The sequence below is a fragment of the Prauserella aidingensis genome, from assembly GCF_024171865.1.
Lineage (GTDB): Bacteria > Actinomycetota > Actinomycetes > Mycobacteriales > Pseudonocardiaceae > Prauserella > Prauserella aidingensis.
This window is the reverse complement of record NZ_JAMTCN010000001.1, coordinates 129,175-148,771: the sequence shown is the minus strand read 5'-3', so window position 1 is coordinate 148,771 and position 19,597 is coordinate 129,175. Positions and strand designations below refer to the sequence as shown.

The window sequence follows — 19,597 nt, the reverse complement described above, 5'->3', positions numbered from 1 at the left end:
CCGCCCGCGGCTCGGCCATGGTGCACGGCACGGCCGCTGGGTACTGTGGCCGGAACGACGTGCAGTCGCCAGCTGTGGAGATGACAACGATGTCACTTACGTCGCTGACCGAGCAGTTCGCCGTGACCGGGCCGTCGCCCCGCCCGGTCACGTTCCCGTCCTGGAAGGACGCCGTCCGGCGCAGCGTGTTCCGGTTCGAGTTCGACTGCGCCCGGCCCGACCGGTTCACCGGCACGGTCCGCGAGCGGTACCTGCACGGGGTCAGCTTCATCGACATGACCTCGGGCCCGCACGCCGCCTACCGCGACCACCGGACGATCAGCGAGGACGACACCGGGTTCTACGTGCTCACCCTGCAGCTGGAAGGGCGGATCCGCATCGAGCAGGACGACCGGACCGCCGCGCTGGAACCCGGCCTGTTCGCTCTCTACGACTCCAGCAGGCCCGCGGTGCTCACCGTCGGTGAGGACTACCGGTCGACGTGTATCCGCTTCCCGAAAACGGCGGTCGCCTCGCACCACGGCGACCGCCTCGCCGAGCTCACCGCACGGCCGATGGCGTGCGATCCCGGGCTCAACGACGCCGTGTGGAGCACGATCCTGGGTGTCAACCGCAACCTCGAATCCCTCGGCGTCCACGGGCACACGACCGTGCACTCGCTCATGACCCTGGTCGGCACCATGTTGCTGGGCGAACTCGGCAGCCACGCGCCCCCGCACAGGCGGGACGAGGAGCAGCTCGAACGCGTCCTGGACCACATCGACGCGCACCTGTCCGACGCGGACCTGGACCCCGGGCGGATCGCGGCGGCCCACTTCCTGTCCCCTCGTTCGCTGCACGCGCTCTTCGAACGAACCGGAACCACGGTCGCGCGGTACATCCGACAGCGCCGCATCGAACGCTGCCGGCTCGACCTCGCCGACCCGGCTCTCGCGCAGGTGCCGGCGTCGGCGATCGGCGCGCGCTGGGGCTTCACCGGGCCCTCGCACTTCGGGCAGGTCTTCAAACGCGAAACCGGTCTGACCCCCGCGCAGTTCCGCAGGAACGCACTGGCCGACGCCGCCGGCCCCGAATGAACGGCCACTTCCCACGCCGATCCGCCCGGCCGCCCGCGAACGGAGGACGCCCGTGACCGTGTCCGGCCCGACCCGTTTCCACACCGGCGACGTGCCCGAATCCAGCAGGCTCGCCGCGTGGGAGGACCACAACCGGCGTTCGCTCCTCGGGCTCCGCGCCCACCCGCCGGGTGACACGCCGTTCGTCGGGACCGAACTGAACCTCACGCTCCCCCGGTTGCAACTGGCCAGGGTCACCGGTTCGCCGCACGTCGTCGACCGCGACGCCGCGCGGATCGCGGCGTGTCCCGGCGACGGTGTCGTCGTCTATCTCGCGGTGGCGGGCGCAGGATGGTTCCACCACCGCGACGGCCGCGAACTGGTGTCACCGGGGCAGGCGCTCGTGTGCGACGCCGACCGGCCGTTCCGCCGCGGGTTCGCGCAAGGGCTCACCGAGCTCGTCGTCAAGGCACCCCGCAACGTGCTGCACGAGACGACCGGCCGCTCGGAACTCACGCGGCCACGGCTCGTGGGCGCAGGCTCCCCCTACGGCGACGCCCTCGGTTCGCTTGTCGCCGCCGCGCTCCGCGGTGCGGGCGAACGGGCGGCGCTCGAGGCGGACGTGCTCGCGTTGCTCCCGGCGCTCGTGGGTGACCAGCCCGCCTCGGCCGGTCACCGCGCCGCGGCACGGGCGTTCATCACCCGGCACCTGGCCGACCCGGAGCTGTCCGCCGGTCGGATCGCCCGCGCTGTCGGCGTGTCGGAGCGCCAGCTGTCCCGGGTGTTCGCCGAGACCGGGCACAGCGTGCCACAGGTCGTCCTCGCCGCGCGCCTCGACGCCGCACGCGCGGTCGTCACCGACCCCGCCGCACGTACGGAGACGCTCGCCGACGTCGCCGCGCGCCACGGGTTCCGGTCGCAGGCGTACTTCTCCCGTAGTTATCGGGCGCGGTTCGGCACGACACCGCTCCGCGACCGCCGCGACGCCCGTCCGTGGTGACACACCCGTCCGGCTTTTTGCTCGTTTCCGCCATCCGCGCACGAGACGGACCGTCCCGCACGCCGCCGGTGGCACCGTGTCGGCCACGGTCCGGCGACGAGGCCGGGCGCCGACGACGGAGGCCAGTGACCCATGGTGACTTTCGACGACGGACTCTCCGAGACCGCGCAGCCGACCACCGCCGTGATCGAGACCGACGTGCTGATCGTCGGCTCGGGGCCCGCGGGCGCGTCCGCGGCGCTGTTCCTGTCGACGCTCGGGGTCCGCAACACGATGATCACCAAGTACCGCTGGACGGCGAACACACCGCGGGCCCACATCACCAACCAGCGGACCATGGAGATCTTCCGCGACATGGGCATCGAGGACCGCGTCCTCGCGGATGCCACACCGCACCACCTGATGGGCGACACCGTCTTCTGCACCGCGATCGCCGGTGAGGAGATCGGCCGCATCCTCACCTGGGGCACCCATCCCGCGCGCCGCGCCGACTACGAACTCGCCTCGCCGTCGCTGCCCTGCGACATCCCGCAGACCTATCTCGAACCGACCCTGGTGCGCGCCGCCACCGTGCGTGGCACGCAGACGCGGTTCAGCACCGAGTACCTCGGCCACACGCAGGACGACGAGGGCGTGCACGTCCGGGTGCTCGACCGCTTCAGCGGCACCGAGTACACGATTCGCGCGCGCTACCTGATCGGCGCCGACGGCGCGCGCTCGCAGGTCGCCGCCGACATCGACCTGCCGTACGAGGGGCGCATGGACATCGCGGGGTCGATGAACATCACGTTCAAGGCCGACCTCTCGGAGCTCTGCGGCCACCGCCCCTCGGTGCTGTACTGGGTGATCCGCCCCGGCGCCGACGTCGGCGGCATCGGCGCCGGTCTCGTGCGGATGGTGCGCCCGTGGAACGAGTGGCTCATCGTGTGGGGCTACGACATCGAGCAGGGGCCGCCCGACGTGACCGACGAGGACGCCGTACGGATCGTGCGCGAGCTCGTCGGCGACCCGGAGCTGGAGGTCGAGATCACCGGCGTCTCGCTGTGGGGCAACAACGAGCAGTACGCCACGAACCTGCAGCGCGGCCGGGTGTTCTGCGCGGGCGACGCGGTCCACAAGCACCCGCCGAGCAACGGGCTCGGTTCCAACACGTCGGTCCAGGACTCGTACAACCTCGCGTGGAAGATCGCGGCGGTGCTGCAGGGCCGCGCCGGTCCGGGCCTGCTCGACACGTACACCGCCGAACGGGCGCCCGTGGCTCGGCAGATCGTGGTGCGTGCCAACACCTCCGCCCGCGAGTTCGGTGCGCTCTTCTCCGCGCTCGGACTCGACACCGCCGCCGACGCGGAGCAGATGCGGGCGCGGTTGGAGGAACGCAAGGACGACACCCCCGAGGGTGCGGCGAAACGCGCCGCCGTGCGCGAGGCGATGGCGCTGAAGAACTACGAGTTCAACGCACACGGCGTGGAGCTCGGCCAGTTCTACGACCCCGCGGTGTCGGCGGCCGTCGTCGGCGACGGCACAGCGCGGCGGGCGCCGGCGCGTGATCCGGAGCTGTACTACGAACCCTCGACCGACCCTGGCGTGCGCCTGCCACACGCGTGGGTCGGTGACGGGAAGCGGAAACTGTCCACCCACGACCTCGTCGGCTACGACGGGTTCACACTGCTGACCGGGGTCACGGGCGAGCCGTGGGCCGCCGCCGCGCACAAGGCCGCGGAGATCCTGGGGGTACCGGTCGAGCCGGTCGTGATCGGGCCGGGCCGCGCGGTGACCGACCTGTACTTCGACTGGGCCGAGCTGTGCGGCGTGGCCGAGGACGGTGCGGTGCTCGTGCGACCCGACAAGCACGTCGCCTGGCGGAGTCACCGGCTCGTCGACGACCCCGAGCGCGAGCTCGTCGCCGTGCTGAGCCGGATCCTCGACCGCACCGCCTCGCAGGCCACCACCTGAGCCGCCCGGTGCCGCCGTGGAACGCACCGACACCGGGCCGAACCGAGAAGGAGCCGACGTATGACCACGACCGAGGACTCGTCGCCTGCGGCATCCGGCAGGCGCGGGGTGCCGGACGAGCAGCGCAGGATCGAGGAGCGGTTGACCGAGGAGGTCGTCGCCTCGTTCGCAGGCGCGGGCGACGATCGGCTGCGCGAGGTGCTCGCGTCGCTGACCCGACACCTGCACGCGTTCGTCCGCGACGTCCGCCTCACCGAGCACGAGTGGAAGCAGGCGATCGACTTCCTGACCGCCACGGGACACATCACCGACGACAAGCGCCAGGAGTTCATCCTGCTGTCCGATGTGCTCGGTGCGTCGATGCAGACGATCGCCGTCAACAACGAGGCCTGCCGCGATGCCACGGAGGCCACCGTGTTCGGCCCGTTCTTCGTCGACGACGCGCCGCTGGTCGGCAACGGCGGTGACATCGCGGGCGGCGCACCCGGCGAGCCGTGCTGGGTGGAGGGAACCGTGCGTGACACCGACGGCACGCCGGTTCCGGGTGCGCGCGTCGAGGTGTGGGAGGCCGACGAGGACGGTTTCTACGACGTGCAGTACGACGACGGGCGGGTCGCGGGCCGCGGGCACCTGTTCACCGAGGCGGACGGCAGTTTCCGGTTCTGGTGCCTGACGCCGACGCCGTATCCGATCCCGCACGACGGCCCGGTCGGACGACTCCTCGAGGCCGCCGGACGGTCACCGGTCCGAGCGGCGCACCTGCATTTCATGGTGACCGCGCCGAACCTGCGCACCCTCGTCACGCACATCTTCGTCGAGGGTGATCCGCAGCTGGAGATCGGCGACTCGGTGTTCGGCGTCAAGGAGTCGCTGGTGAAACGGTTCGAGAGGCAGGAACCCGGCGCGCCCACCCCGGACGGCCGCGACCTCGGCGACCGCACGTGGACGAAGGCCCGGTTCGACATCGTCCTGGCCCCGGACACGACCGCAGGCGACACCGACGCCTAGCGGAGTTCGTCGCGCGCGTCCCGATCGCGTTCCGTCGCGTGCCCGGGAGACACACGTGAGATCCTCGCAGGAGGCCACGATCGAATCGACATCGAAGCACTGATTTCGGACGTCCGCGGCACGTAGGACCGCCGGCCGTAGCGGGAAACAGTTACACTCCGGCGGTCGTACAGCGGTATTCCTGCTGGTCCGTCCTCTTAAGACACAGCGACGTCTGGTCCGCTGCGGGCACACGCACTAGAGTGCTCCGCATGGCCACCCAGATCACCGCGGACAGTGCAATACTCGCCTACATCGAGAACATCTCGGAGGCCGAGGACGACCTTCTCCGTGAACTGCGCGAGCTGACCGCGGAACTCCCGGGCGGCACCGCCATGCAGGTGCCACCGAGCGAGGCCCGACTGTTGGCGTTCCTCGTACGGCTCACCGGGGCGACCACGGTGCTGGAACTCGGCACCTTCACGGGCTACAGCACCCTGGCCATGGCGCGTGCGCTGCCGCGGTCCGGTCGCCTGATCACGTGCGACATCAGCAAGAAGGTCACCGACATCGGTGCGGATTTCTGGCGCAAGGCCGGCGTCGACCATCTCGTCGACCTGCGGCTCGGCGACGCCCTCGGCACGTTGGAGACACTCGAGCCCGGCAGCGTCGACGTCGTGTTCATCGACGCCGACAAGCGCAACTACGCCGCCTATTACGATCGCTCGGTCACTCTGCTTCGCCCGGGCGGCCTCATCGTCGTGGACAACACGCTCTTCTTCGGGCGAGTGGCCGATCCGGACGCACAGGACGCCGACACGGTGGCCGTCCGCGAACTCAACGAACGCGTTCGCCGGGACGACCGGGTCGACAGCTGCGTCCTGCCGGTCGCCGACGGCATCACTCTCGCCCGCAAGGCGGGCTAGCCTGCGATCCGGTCACGCCGACAGGTCTGGGGTGAGCAGACGCATCGTGTCGGGTGGCTCCCGCCGCTCGGCCTCCAGGTGCAGCAGCTCCACACCGTCGCCGCCTGCGGCGCCGGTCACCCGACGGCAAGCGCAGTCGGCATCGTCGAACCCCGCGAACCGATAAGCGATCTCCATCATCCGGTTGCGGTCGGTGCGGCGGAAGTCCGCGAGCAGGTGGACGGCCGCGGACGCGGCCTGGTCAGCCAACCAGTTGAGGATCACCGTGCCGACCCCGAACGACACGACGCGGCATGACGTCGCCAGAAGTTTCAGGCGCCACGCCGCCTGCCCGGTCTCCAGCAGTGCCACACCGATCGCGCCGTGGGTGCCGAAGCGATCCTGCAGCGTGGCGACGAGCACCTCGTGTCCGGGGTCCGCGATGAATCCCCGCAAGGTCTCGTCGGAGTAGGGCACGCCGGTCGCGTTCATCTGACTGGTCCGCACCGTCAGTTCCTCGACCCGGCTCAGTTCGGACTCCCCGGCGCGGAGGATCTGCAGTTCCAGGTCGAGCGAACGCAGGAAATCCTCGTCGGGACCGGTGAACTCGGCACGTTCGGCGTCACGCCGGAAGTTCGCCTGGTACATCTCCCGGCGCCTGCCCGAATCGATCGTCCGCCGAGCGGGGCTGAACTCGGGAAGCGCGGTGAGGCGCGCCGCGTCCGGAGCGTCGAAACACCGCACGTCGGGCAGGTGGTACCGGACCTCCGCACGTTCCGCAGGCTGGTCGTCGATGAACGCGACGGCCCCCTCGGCGAAGTTCAGCCGCTCCGCGATGGTCCGTACCGATGCCGACTTCGGTCCCCAGCCGATCTCGGCCAGCACGAAGTACTCGGACACGCCGAGCTTCTCGAGCCGCCCCCACGCGTGCTCGTGGTCGTTCTTGCTCGCCACGGCCTGTAGGATCCCCCTGCTGTCGAGCTCGGTGATCACCGCACGAATCTCCTCCGAGAGGACCACCTCGTCATCTTCGAGGAGCGTCCCCTGCCACAGCGTGTTGTCCAGATCCCACACCAGGCACTTCACCGTCGTCGTCATACGCTCACTCCCGTCGCTCCCGCCGGTCGAGCCGACCCCGCGAGCGCGTGCTCGGCCAACAACAGTTCACAGATCTCGTTGCTGCCCTCGATGATCTCCATCAACTTCGCGTCGCGATACGCACGCGACACGACATGGTGGCTTCCTGCTCCGGCCGACGCGAGAAGCTGAACGGCGTCCGACGCCCCGTCGGCCGCACCCCGCGCGCTCACATACTTCGCCAGTACCGTCGCCGACACGGCGTCCGGCGACCCCGCATCCCAGCACTCGCTCGCGTGCGCGCACATCCGCGTCGCCGTCCGCTCCGCAACGTGCAACCGCGCGACGTGACGCGCCACGAGCTGATGCTCGGCGAGCACCGCACCACCCTGTTCGCGTTGCCGCACGTGGTCGCTGACGGCGGCGAGGCAGCCGCGGAGGATGCCCACGCAGCCCCAGGCGACCGACATCCGCCCCGATGCCAGGGCGTACGCGGTCAGCAGCGAGGGTGCCTGCCCCCCTCCCCCGAGCAGAGCCCGCGCCGGGACTCGAACCCTGTCGAGCCGGACGACGGCGTGACCCGCTGCCGCGCAACCCAGCGGCTCGGCGATGCGCTCGACGGACACCCCCGGGGCGGTCGCAGGCACGACCACCGCGCCCATACCGTCATCGAACAGCCCGAACACGACGATCACATCGGCGTAGGTCGCGGCAGTGATCCACACCTTTTCGCCGGTCACCACCACGGTGTCGCCGTCAAGCTCGATCGTGGTCGCCATCGCCGACAGGTCGCTACCCGCGTTCCGTTCGCTGAAGGCCACGGCCGCGGTCTCCCCACTCGTCAACCGCCCCAGCAACTCCGCGCGCTGCCTGCGATCACCCGTCCGCTGAATCGTCCACGCCGCCATTCCCTGTGACGTCATGATGCTGCGCAACGAACTGCACCGCGAACCGACGTACGCGGTGAACTCGCCTCCCTCATGACTCGACATCCCGAGGCCGCCGTAACGCGTGGGTACCTGCGCGCACAGCAGGCCGCGCGACGCGAACGTACGGACGACGTCGTCCGGTACGACACCGGCGGCATCCCACTCGCCCGCTGCCTCGCCGATGGACTCGTCGGCGAGCACGGCGGCGGCCGGGTCAGCCACGAGCGTCCTCATCGGACTCGCGGAGCCGGGCGACCAGCTGCGCCATCAGCTCGATCGTGCGGAAGTTGGCCAGCTTCAGGTCCGGACCCGCGATCTCGATGTCGAAATTCTTCTCGAGGAACACCACGAGTTCCATCGCGAACATCGACGACAGGCCCGCCGTGGCGAACAGGTCGGTGTCGTGCTCCCACGAGGTCCGGGTGTGCTCGGCGACGAACCGCGAGATGCGCTCGGCGACCTCGTCGGACGCCGGGTCGACGGGCCGGGGCGTGGTGGTCATGATGCGTCTCCTCCGTAGCTGTAGAAACCTCGGCCCGTTTTCCGGCCGAACAGTCCTGCCTCGACCTTGTCGAGAAGCAGTGGGTCGGGCGCACAGCCCTCGTCACCGGTCCGCTGGTGCAGGACCCGCAGCGAATCCGCGAGATTGTCGAGTCCGATGAGGTCGGCCGTCCGCAGCGGCCCCGTCCGATGGCCGAGGCAACCCTCGAACAATGCGTCGACGGTCTCCGCATCCGCCGTGCCTTCACGCACGACCCGGATCGCGTCGTTGATCATCGGGTGCAGGACACGACTCGTCACGAAGCCCGGGCTGTCCCCCACTACCCGGCCGGTACGGCCGATCGCCGACAGCAGTGACATCAGCGTCGTCTCGACCGCCCGGTCGGTACGTCGTCCCCGGATCACTTCCACCAGCGGAATCAGGTACGGCGGGTTCATGAAATGCGTACCGATCACGTCGCCGGGGCGGCAGACCGCATCGGCGAGTTCGTCGATCGGGATCGACGACGTGTTGGACACGAGCGGCGTACCCGGTGTCACGACCGTGGCGGCTCCCGCCAGCGCTTCGGCCTTCACCTCGGCCGACTCGGTGACGGCTTCGATCACGGCGGTGGCGTCCGCTCCGTCGTCGACGGCCGTCGTCAACACCAGGTCACCGCGCTCCCCCTCGGGCAACGCATCCATCATCCGGGCGAACCGGAGCTCGGCCCGGATTCGGTTCCGGGCCGCCTCCAGCACCGTCTGGTCGACATCGACCACGGTGACCGGTACGCCGTGCCCGACGGCCACGGCGGTGATACCGACGCCCATCGTCCCCGCCCCCAGGACCGTGATCCGGTGGTCGCCACTTTGTTCTGTCACGGATGCTCCTTCGAACGGTGCGGTGGGACCACGTTCCGGTGGCCCGCTCGGCGGGCGCCCTCCCAGTCGACCAGGACGCCGTGTCTCTCCGCGGTCGCGATCGAGTCGGTCAGGGTCCGCAGACCGCTCTCGCCCATCGCCAGCGAGCCGACCGCCGCGACGTCCGCACCCACGTCCCTGCCGATGTCACCGATCGGTGCCGTGAGGAGCGGATGCGACGACGGTTCGACGAAGTGCCGGTATCCGAGCCGAACCAGAGTGCGCACGGCGGCTTCGAACTCCACCCGGCCGCGTAGATTCTGGTACCAGTACGGCGCGTCGAGCGACCTGGGCTCGGCGAGATCGCCCGTCACGGACGAACAGAACGCAATCCCCGCCGCGCGCGGGCGGATGCCGCCGAGTGCGTCGAGCAGGGGCGCGTGGATGGCGTCGATGTGCGGAGAGTGAGCCGCGAAGTCCGAGGCGATGCGAGCCACTCGGACGTCGTCGTCGACCAGCTCCGCGAACAGTTTCTCGATCGCGTCGACATCGCCGGCGACGCTCGTCGCCGACGGCCCGTTGACGGCGGCGACGGCCAGCACACCGGTGTGATCGGCCAGTCGCTCTTCGACCAGCTTGACCGACAGCGGCACAGAGAGCATCGACCCGGTGCCCACGAGCCGCTCGGCGATAAGCCGGCTGCGCAACGCGACCACGCGCGCAGCGTCGTCGAGCGACAGTGCTCCCGCGACATGCGCGGCCGCGATCTCCCCTTGGGAGTGACCTGCGACGGCGGCCGGGTACACGCCGAACGAGCGCCACACGGCGGCCACCGACACCATCAACGTGAACAGGGCCGGCTGCACGACGTCGGGCCGGTTCATCGACGCGGCCCCGCGTACACCGCACAACACGTCCGTCAGGGACCAGTCGATGTAGGGGGCGAACGCGTCGGCGCACGCGGTCGCGGTCTCCCGGAACACCGGCGATTCGTCCCACAGACCCGCGCCCATGCCACGCCACTGACCGCCCGCGCCCGCGAAGACCATTGCGACCCCGCGGTACCCGGGCTCCGTGTGGCCGACGACCCCGGGGCTCATCGGCTCATCCCGTGGTGGTCGAGGAGCGCACCCGCAGCCCGGAGCAGTTCGACGGTGACGGTGTCGACGTTCCGTGCGCGCCAGTCCTCGAACGGGGTGCCACGCGCCCAGTCGTTGAACGCGCCCATAGCGGGGCCGCACGGCAGGTGATAGTCGACCCGGCGACCCGGATCCCCCTCCCATACCAAGGCGAGTCCTCCCGACAAGTACGTGCGGAACACCTCCGCCATGTCCTGTTTCGCATCGCCGCTCGCACCGACGTCGGCGAGAACGTCCGTGAACGGCCTGCGCAGATAGTTGCGCTCGATCTGGTCACGAGTCGCCGCGTCGATGTCGGTGAACCTGTCGTGGGCACGCCACAGCTCGTACAGCTTGCTCGCCCTGGCCGGATAGAACAGGCCTTTCCGCACCACGGTGTTGCGTCCGCCGAGCTCGAACAGGTCGGGCCACGGCGCGGTGTCGACGTCATGGACGGAGAGGCCTGCCAGGATGTCCTTCGCGACGGGACTCGTCGCCGCCTCGACCGTGCACTGGTTGATCGAGCCGGTGAGAACGAAGTCTGCGCCCATGAAGAAGGCACCGGCAACAGCCTCCGGAGTTCCGAGCCCACCGGCCGCGCCGACGTGCACGGGCTCGGCGTAGGCCTGCATCGCGTCGCGAAGCCGCACCACGGAAGGCAACAACGTGGGAAGCGTGGCCGCGCCGCTCAGCCAGCCCGAACCGGCCTCCACGACGACGTCGCGGGCCACCGGCAGCGTTTCCGCTCTCGCCGCCTCGTCGTCGGACAGGTGGCCGTTCTCGTGCAGATATCGCACGATCTCCGGCGAAGCGGGCTCAAGGAACTGTCGGGCGATGTCCGAACGGCTCACCTTCGCGATGACCGATCCGCCGGTGAGTCGGAACTTGACGACGCCGGGCGAGATCTCCAGGTGACCGGACGCCTCAACGGTGTCCACGCCCAATCGGCGATAGAGGTCGACCAGCGCGAGCTCCCGCTCGTGGTCGCCGTACGAATACGGGAGGTTCGCACCGAACGGCCGCGATCCACTCAGGTCGGCGCCGATCTTGCCGAGGTCCTCCTCGACCTGGCCGAGACCCGTACCCCCCGCGCCGTAGAAGGCGAGCACCCCGGCCCGCGCCAGGCACGTCACCATGTCAACACCGGACACGGCACCGTAGAGGGAACCGGCGACACAGGCGTGGTCCAGACCGTATCGCCTCCGGAACGATGCGCCGGCCCCGGCCGCCGGGGCCGGCGCATCGGCGGCCGCAGCCGCCGTAGTGGCCTGGGAAACGCTGACCGCGTGCGCCGGCTCGCCACGGTGCGGGGACGAAGATGCGGACGGTGTGGACACCTCAGGGACGGCTGCGTCCTCCGCGGGGCGTGCGGTCTCCCGGGGCCGGGTCTGCGGTTCCCGGACGGTTTCCTGCTCGCGGATCTTGGCGACGAGTTTGCGCAACACGCGGCCCGGCCCGAGCTCGACGAAGTCGACGTCGCCGAGCGCCAGGAGGTAGCGCACCGTGTCGAGCCACCGCACCGGGCTGTCGATCTGACGGGTGAGCCGCTCCACCATCGTCGCCCGGTCGTGCGGGCGTGCATCAACGTTCGCGATCACCGGAACGCGGGGTTCGGCAAGCTCGAACGTCCGCGCGAACCGGCCGAACTCCTCGGCCGCCGCGGACACGAACGGTGAATGCAGTGCACCGCCGACTCTCAGTCGGCCGAACCTCGCTCCCGCCTGCTCGGCCAGCGGCTTCGCCGTGTCGATGGCTGTGTCGGACCCGGACAGCACCACCTGGTCGGCCGCGTTGACGTTGGCGATGTAAAGGTCGTCGATCTCGGAGACGATGTGCTCGATCGTCGACAGGTCGCAGCCGACCACCGCAGCCATGCCTCCTGCGGGCGCCTGCGCCATCAGCTCACCGCGCCGCGCGACGAGCCGCAGTCCTGTCTCGAAATCGACGACGCCCGCGGCGAACAGGGCGGCGTACTCGCCGAGACTGTGCCCCACGACGAAATCGGGCGGAACAGGATCGTCGTCGACGTGCGCGAGGTAGGCCAGCGCCGACACGGTGTACAGAGCGGGTTGCGTGTACTGCGTCTGTCGAAGTCTGCCTTCGGGGTTGCGCTCGCACAGTTCGCGGATCGAATAGCCGAGCACCGCATCCGCCGTGCCGACGTGGTCGGGAAACCTGTCGAACAGGTCGGCTCCCATGCCCTGCGACTGGGAGCCCTGTCCGGGAAAACCGTAGACCTTCATAGGCGTCTTCTCCTTCGCGAGGGACCGCCGAGGACCCGCTGCGGCCGGCGGACTCGTCGGGTGCGGCCGCAGCTGCTCGCGCACGGTCGCGAGCAGCCGGTCGTCCTGGCCGACGACGCTCAGCAGTGGGTACGAACGGCCGCGTTCCGGCCCCAGAAGGGCCGCGGTGAGGTTGTGCAGGGTTCCCGACGGCCCCACGTCGACGTACCGGTGGGCACCCCGCGATTCGAGGCCGCGCACGGCCTTCTCGAACTCGATGGGCCCGGACACGACCTGCCAGTAGTGCTCCGGATCCGGCTGTGCGATCACGTCCCCGGTCGCACAGGACACCAGCGTGACGCGCGGCCGCCGGAACACGAGCCGGCTCACCGCCTCGTCGAACGCCTGCCGCCGCGAGTCGAGGAGGCGCGAGTGGAACGCGTGCTCCACGGCGACCCGCTGGCAGGGCACGTCCGCTCGACTCAGCGCCACCTCCGCCGCGACGAGCTGTTCTTCCGCCCCGGACACGACGAAATGCCCGGGGCCGTTCCGCGCGGCGAGATCCGTTCCCTCACATAGCTCCGGCACCCGTTCGTACAGTCCCGGGTCGGCCAGGATGGCGAGCATTCCGCCGGGTGGCAGACCTTCGAGCGACCGGGCCTGTCCGACGACCAGCTCGAGGCACTCCGGAACGGTGAGCACCCCGGCGACAGCGGCGGACGTGAACTCCCCGAGACTCGACCCCAGCAGGATGTCCGGCTCGATGCCGTCGGCACGGAGCAACTCCACCAGGGCGAGCTCGACCATCACGATCGCCGGATGGGTCAGGAGCGTGTCGTTGAACTCGTCGGTGAACTTGCCCGCCCCGTACAGTTCCTGAACGACCGAACGGCCACTCAGCTCGGCCACGATGGCGTCGAGGCGGTCGAGCTCCGCACGGAAAACCGGCTCGTCGCGGTAGAGTTGCGACGCCATCTGGTAGTGCTGGCTGCCCTGGCCTGCGAGCAGGAAGACGACAGGGCCGGTCACAGGTCTTCACCTCCGAGTGCCAGGACGTCGTTGACGACGAACTCGCCTTCCCGGAAACCGGTGGGCGAAGCCGACGGGCGGCGTGCTCGACCGGCGGCGCACAGCACGTCGACAACCGGCCCGTCGATACCGTCGAGGAGAGCCCGAACGGCCGCTTCGTACGCCCCCAGCAGTCGAACGACGGCGTCGTCGGAGAACCGGTCGCGGTAATAGGACATGTGCACGGTCATCGTGCTCGTCGGGAAGACGTCGACCCGCAACGGAAATCCCATACGCGTCACGTAGTAGCCGGGTGGGAATCGCTCGGAGGTGTCGATGCCGACGTTCTGGAACACCAGGTAGCTCTCGCACGGCAGCGTGCCGGCTCCCATTTCGCCGTGGGCCAGCGCTTCGTGCAGCGGGGTGAGCTCGTGCGTTCCCAATGCGACCACCTCGCCCATGACTTGGCGCAGGAAGTGCACCGCGGGTTCCGCACCGTCGACGCGCGTACGCAAGGGCAGGATGTTCAGCGTCGTGCCCACAATTCGCTCGACCCCCTCGGGACCGGACGACCGGCCGTTGAGCAGCATGCCGTGCACGACGTCGGTACCCGGCTCGTCGCCGGCGAACGCGGCGACCGTGAGCGCCCATGCCGTCTGGAAGAACACGTTGAGGGTGGTCCGTCGCTGCTGGACCAATGCACGTGCCCGGGCGGAGAGGTCGGCAGGCAAGTCGATCCATTGCCTGCCGTACCCGGTCGCAGAGGCGACCTCGTTGCCCGGAATCCGGGACGCCATCTCGATCGGTGAGTCGATCCCGCTGAGTACCTTCTGCCAGTACGCCGCCTCGGCACCGTGGTCGCGCGCGTCGAGTCCGCCGACGAATTCGCGATAGGGCGGGCTCGGAGCGGGGTCGGGCTCACGACCCGCCAGCAGGTCGCCGATGACCGCGTCGAACTGGTTGGCGATGATGTCGTACGACCAGCCGTCCAGGCACAGATAGCTCAGGCTCGCGACCATCAGGCACCGGTCGTCGTCGACGTCTGCGACGAAGTACCGTAGGCCCCCGGGCACGCCCGGGTCGACGCCCCGTTCCCGATCCTGCTTCAGGTGCTTCTCGAGCGCGGCGTCCTGTTCGTCCGGAGCGAGATGCCGCCAGTCCACGTGCTCGAACTCGACGAGCGGGTCACGGTGAACCACCTGCAGCGGCTCGTCCATACCCTCCCAGACGAACGACGTGCGCAGCGCCGGGTACGCACGCGCCAACGCAACAGCGGCGGAACGGAAGACCTCGGGCTCGACCATGCCACGCGGCATCGGCGTCAGCCGGTGCACCTGGAACGCGCCGGCCGACGGATGGTCGAGCAGAGTGCGCAGGGCCCAGGACTGGAACGGCGCAAGCGGATAGGCGTCCTCCAGCGCCGGGTCAGCGAGAATCTCCTGCCGGTCTCGCCCGCGGACCCGCTGCGGGGGTCGCCGATCGTGGTGCCCCTCACTCGTCTCCGGTGGTGCGACGGCCGCCGCGAGGTCACGCAGCGAGTCGTGCTGGAACAGCATTTGGGGGGTGAGTTCGACACCGCGCTTTCGCGCCGCCGAGACCACCCGGATCGTGTGGATGGAATCGCCGCCGAGCTCGAAGAAGTTGCTGCTGGTGCCGACTCGGGCGATGCCGAGCACCTCCTCCCAGATCTCGGCCAGCATCCGTTCCGCGGCCGTGTCCGGAACCCCGTCGGCCGCCTCCTGGCTGGTCGATACGTCGAGTGGCGCGGCCGGGAGCGCGTTCTTGTCGAGCTTGCCGTTCGCGTTGATCGGGAATCGGGGAAGCGGAACGAACGTGGAGGGCACCATGTACTCAGGCAGCCGGTCCTTCACATGAGCGCGCAACCGCGGCGCCAGGGCCGCCGCGGCGTTGGCGAAGGCGGGATCGGTGGTGGTGTCACCGATGCTGACGGCCTCCCCGGCCGCATGGGCCACCCATCGCCCACTGGTGGCCGGATCGGAGACGACGACCGAGTACCGACCGTCGGGCGCACCGGGGGTCCAGGTGACGGTCGCGACCCGGCCGAGTCGGCGTGCGAGAGAGCTCCACAGGTCCGGATGCACCCCGGGTGTGCTGCCGGCCGGCGACACGACCGGCGCCGCTTCGTCGTCGCCACGGACCTGCAGCTCCGCCAATGTCCCCGCCACGTCGGCGAGCCGAGCGTTCGGGACCGCACGCACCGCGACGGCGTCGTGGTCCCCGTCGAGCACGAGCGATTCGACGTCCGACGGGGCCGTCACGCCGTCGACCCAGTCGACCACCGTGTCCGGGACCCGCTGCTCCACCTCGGGACCGACGTGAAGCACGACGTCGTAGCGGTAGCGTGTCATCTCGTTGTCGCGCTCGCCCTTACGCAGCTGCGACTCGACCCTGCCGATCCCGGGCAGCTCCAGCCGAAGTGCGTGGAAGAAGGCCGGGTCCACGAGCAGCTCCCTGTCCTGTGCGCGCGCATACCGAGCGCGAGCCCGCGCCTGTGACACGCTGCGGTCGATGTCCCGGCGGAGTTCGACGTCAACGTGGAACGTGTCGAGCAGATGAAGGGCGCGGAGGTCGCCCAGGAAGATCGCACCACCGGGTGCGACCACCCGAAGCGCGCCTTCCACCACCTCGCGCAGGTAGGCCGGGTCCGGGAAGTACTGGACCACCGAGTTGATCACGACGGTATCGAACCGTCCGGTGGCGAACTCGGTGAGCTCGTGAGCGGCGGCAACCGACAGGCCGACCGCGGCCAGATCCGGGCGCTTCGAGGCCACCGTCTCACGGAGGTTCCCGATGGCTACCTCCGACATGTCCGTGCCGTGGTACTCGTCGCAGTGCGGAGCGACCCGGGACAGCAGCAGACCGGTACCACAACCGATTTCGAGGACCCGGCGCGGAGCCAACGACAGCACGCGCTCGACCGTCGTGCTCACCCATTCCCACATATCGACCGGGGACACGTTGCGGCCCGTATAACTACTGACCCAACCGCGAGTGTCGAAGTCGCCGTCAACATCCGCCGCCTCGTCGTAGACCCGCTCGAAGACGTCACGCCACTCCACGCCGCGGTCGCCTCCGCCGCCGGGCTCCGGACGCTCGTCGTCGGGGATCACGTAGGCGATCAGGCGCGTACCGTCGTCGTCCGGCAGGACCACCGCCTCCCGGACGGCGGGATGTTCGGTCAGTACCCCGCCGACCTCGCCGAGCTCGATCCGGTGTCCGCGGATCTTCACTTGTTGGTCGGCCCGGCCGAGGTACTCCAGTTCACCCGACGGCAACCAGCGGACCAGATCGCCGGAACGGTACTCGCGCCCGTGCGGGCCCTCGACGAACCGCCGCGCCGTCAGCTCGGGCCGGTGGAAATATCCCGACGTCACGCCGTCACCGCCGACATGGAGTTCCCCCCGGACACCGATGGGACACGGCTCGCCGTACACGTCCAGCACCCGTGCCGACAGGTCCGGCATGGCACGGCCGATGGGTGAGCCGGCCGACGGCCAATCGACGTCCGCGCGTGTGATCTCCCGGTAGGTGACGTGCACGGTCGTCTCCGTAATGCCGTACATGTTGACCAGCCTCGGCCTGGTGTCGCCGTGCCGGTCGAACCACGGCTTCAACGCAGTGACGTCCAGGTTCTCACCACCGAACACCACGAGGCGCAGTGCGAGCTCACCGGGCGGTGCGTTCTCTTCGGCCTCCATCAGGTGCCGGAACGCCAGCGGCGTCTGGCTCAGCACCGTTACGTGTTCGCTGCGGAGCAACCGGAGGAATTCCTCGGGTGAGCGCGAGACAGTGAACGGCACGATCACGAGCCGGCCGCCGTGTGTGAGCGCACCGAAGAGTTCCCACACCGACACGTCGAAACTTGCCGAATGGAAAAGACTCCACACGTCGTCCGGCCCGAAGTGGAACCAGTGGTCTGTCGCGGAATACAGCCGTGTGACGTTGGCATGACTGACCATCACGCCTTTGGGCTTGCCCGTCGACCCGGACGTGTAGATCACGTACGCGGGGTCGTGCGGGCCCGCCCCGGGAAGCCGCCCGAGGTCACCGGCCTCGACGTGGCCGTCCACGGTCACGATCTCGACGTCCGCACGAGCAAGACTGTCGACGAGGTGGCGCTGCGTCACGAGGACGGTCGCACCGCTATCGGCGAGCAGGTACCTGATGCGGTCGGCCGGGTAGGCGGGATCGACGGGCACGTACGCCCCACCGGCCTTCAGGATGCCCAGCACACCCAGCACGAGGTCGGCGGACCGCTCGGCCGACAGTGCCACCAGCGTGCCGCGGTTCACCCCGCGCTCCCGCAAGGCCGCGGCGAGCGCATTCGCGCGGGCGTCCAGTTCGCCGTAGGTGAGCTCAGCGGTTCCGTCGGTGACCGCGACGCTGTCCGGGGCCTCGTTCGCGCGGGCAGTGATCAACTCATGCAACAGTTCGGGGCGAACCGGGTCGTTCGTCGACCGCCCACCCCAGTCGGATTCGACCAGTTTCCGGTCCTCGGCGGTCATCACCGGCAACCGGGAGATCCGGACATCCGCGCAGTCGACGACGGCGTCGAGCAGCTCCCGGTAGCCGGCGAGCAGCCGGTCGATCGTCCCGCGGTCGAAGACCGTCGAGTCGTACTCGACTTCGACCAGCAGGTCGTCGTCACGGTCGACGACACTGATCCAGAGGTCGAATTTCGAGGTCTTGTTGCGTACGCCCGAGATACGTTCGACGGTCAACCCGGCCGGCGCACGCATCGGCCGGGCGGGCAGGAAGTTGAAGCACACCTGGAACAGCGGATTCTGGCTCAGGTACCGCTCGGGACGCAGCGTCTCGACGATGGCTTCGAACGGCACCTCCTGATGCCGCTGTGCCGTCGCCACCCCGTCGCGGACCCGTTCCACGAGGTCGACGAAACGGTCGTCGCCCACCACCTCCGTGCGGTGGACCAGGGTGTTGACGAAGAACCCGATGAGCGGCTCGACGTCCACGTGCGTCCGGTTGGTCACGGGTGAGCCGACAGCGATGTCGCCCTGCCCCGTGTAGCGGTGGAGCAGTGCCTTCAACGCGGCCAGCAACACCGTGAACAGGCCGACTCCGCGCTGTCGCGCCAGTTCCTGAAGGCCGTCGCGGACGCGCCCGGGAAACACGAGCTCCGTACCGTCACCCTCGAAGGTCTGCACTGCGGGCCGCGGCCGGTCGAACGGCAGCTCGAGGTGTTCGGCGAGCCCGTCGAGGCGTTCGCGCCAGTACGCCAACTGTGTCTCCAGCCGATCACCCGCGAGGTGTTCCCGCTGCCAGACGGCGAAGTCCGGGTACTGTATCGGCAGTTCGGGAAACGGCGACGGTCTGCCGTCCGCGAACGCGTCGTAGATGGTGAGCAGTTCCTCCCAGAACAGGCCGAGCGACCACCCGTCGACGACGACATGATGTGCGTTGAGGAACACGATCCAGTGCTCGTCACCGGTCCGGAACAGCTCGACTCGGAGCAGTGGGCCCTCGGCGAGGTCGAAGGGTTCCCGCGCGTGGTGGGTGACGAGGTCGTCGATGGTGTCCGGCGCGTCACGGACGTCGTGGGTGCGAACCGGTATCTCCAGCTCGTCGGCGACCAGCTGGTACGGCTCACCGTCGACGTCCGGCAACGTGGTCCGCAGTGCCTCGTGCCTGCGGACGATCTCCGCGACCGCCCTCCCCATGACGTCGGTTCGCAGCGGTCCGCTGATCGCGAACGTCATCACGACGTTGTATGCGGGGCTTCCCGGCACCATGCGATCCAGGAACCACAACCGCCGCTGCGCGAACGACAGTGGCGGACGACTGTCCGGATCACGGCGGGGAATCCCGCCCACGCGCGGTACCGGCACGGCGTCGTCAGCGCTACCGGTCAGCTTCGCCAGCAGCGCACGCTTCTTCGGTGACAGCTTGTCCCGGCCCGCGCCGACCTGCTCGTCCAGAGACATCCGGACTCCTCTCCCCTGGTTCATGATGGATCGTGTTGG

The 19,597-nt window shown here is 69.4% G+C and carries 12 protein-coding genes; 5 read left to right on the top strand and 7 right to left on the bottom strand.

The annotated features are described in order from the left end of the window. Nucleotides 1-89: 89 nt before the first annotated feature. The 5 genes from LY13_RS00410 to LY13_RS00390 all read left to right on the top strand — a co-directional run bounded on the left by LY13_RS00410 (nt 90) and on the right by LY13_RS00390 (nt 5,921). A complete protein-coding gene (locus LY13_RS00410; RefSeq protein ID WP_253826090.1) occupies nt 90-1,076 on the top strand; it encodes an AraC-like ligand-binding domain-containing protein in 987 nt (328 codons plus the stop codon). A gap of 52 nt (nt 1,077-1,128) precedes the next feature. Continuing rightward, nucleotides 1,129-2,055, top strand: a complete 927-nt coding sequence (locus LY13_RS25830; RefSeq protein ID WP_253826089.1) for a helix-turn-helix domain-containing protein — start codon at nt 1,129-1,131, stop codon at nt 2,053-2,055. Between the two features lie 132 nt (nt 2,056-2,187). After that, nucleotides 2,188-4,008: an FAD-dependent oxidoreductase gene (locus LY13_RS00400; RefSeq protein WP_253826088.1), complete on the top strand. Its 1,821-nt coding sequence runs from the start codon at nt 2,188-2,190 to the stop codon at nt 4,006-4,008. Nucleotides 4,009-4,068: 60 nt separating this feature from the next. Beyond that, nucleotides 4,069-5,016, top strand: a complete 948-nt coding sequence (locus LY13_RS00395; RefSeq protein ID WP_253826087.1) for a hydroxyquinol 1,2-dioxygenase — start codon at nt 4,069-4,071, stop codon at nt 5,014-5,016. A 251-nt stretch (nt 5,017-5,267) separates the two neighbouring features. Further along, the gene (locus LY13_RS00390) at nt 5,268-5,921 is read left to right on the top strand and encodes an O-methyltransferase (protein WP_253826086.1); all 654 of its coding nucleotides are present in this window, start codon (nt 5,268-5,270) and stop codon (nt 5,919-5,921) included. 12 nt (nt 5,922-5,933) lie between these two features. Here LY13_RS00390 and LY13_RS00385 read toward each other — a convergent pair whose 3' ends face one another. The 7 genes from LY13_RS00385 to LY13_RS00355 are packed head-to-tail and all read right to left on the bottom strand — an operon-like array spanning nt 5,934 to nt 19,558. Then, nucleotides 5,934-6,998, bottom strand: coding sequence for an HAD-IIIC family phosphatase (locus tag LY13_RS00385; protein ID WP_253826085.1), 1,065 nt, complete (start codon nt 6,996-6,998; stop codon nt 5,934-5,936). After that, nucleotides 6,995-8,140 carry an acyl-CoA dehydrogenase family protein gene (locus tag LY13_RS00380; protein ID WP_301298252.1) on the bottom strand — a complete coding sequence of 382 codons (1,146 nt, stop codon included), beginning with the start codon at nt 8,138-8,140 and terminating at the stop codon, nt 6,995-6,997. The genes LY13_RS00385 and LY13_RS00380 overlap by 4 nt, the downstream gene beginning before the upstream one ends. After that, on the bottom strand, nt 8,121-8,408 hold the full coding sequence (locus LY13_RS00375) for an acyl carrier protein (RefSeq protein WP_253826083.1): 288 nt from the start codon (nt 8,406-8,408) through the stop codon (nt 8,121-8,123). Before LY13_RS00375 ends, LY13_RS00380 begins: the two co-directional genes overlap by 20 nt. After that, complete coding sequence (locus LY13_RS00370; protein ID WP_308216237.1) at nt 8,405-9,268, bottom strand: 3-hydroxyacyl-CoA dehydrogenase family protein; 864 nt, start codon at nt 9,266-9,268, stop codon at nt 8,405-8,407. The genes LY13_RS00375 and LY13_RS00370 overlap by 4 nt, the downstream gene beginning before the upstream one ends. After that, nucleotides 9,265-10,347, bottom strand: a complete 1,083-nt coding sequence (locus tag LY13_RS00365) for an acyltransferase domain-containing protein (RefSeq protein ID WP_253826082.1) — start codon at nt 10,345-10,347, stop codon at nt 9,265-9,267. Before LY13_RS00365 ends, LY13_RS00370 begins: the two co-directional genes overlap by 4 nt. After that, nucleotides 10,344-13,616, bottom strand: coding sequence for an ACP S-malonyltransferase (fabD, locus tag LY13_RS00360; RefSeq protein WP_253826081.1), 3,273 nt, complete (start codon nt 13,614-13,616; stop codon nt 10,344-10,346). The genes LY13_RS00365 and fabD overlap by 4 nt, the downstream gene beginning before the upstream one ends. Continuing rightward, a complete protein-coding gene (locus LY13_RS00355) occupies nt 13,613-19,558 on the bottom strand; it encodes a non-ribosomal peptide synthetase (protein ID WP_253826080.1) in 5,946 nt (1,981 codons plus the stop codon). Before LY13_RS00355 ends, fabD begins: the two co-directional genes overlap by 4 nt. Nucleotides 19,559-19,597 lie beyond the last annotated feature (39 nt).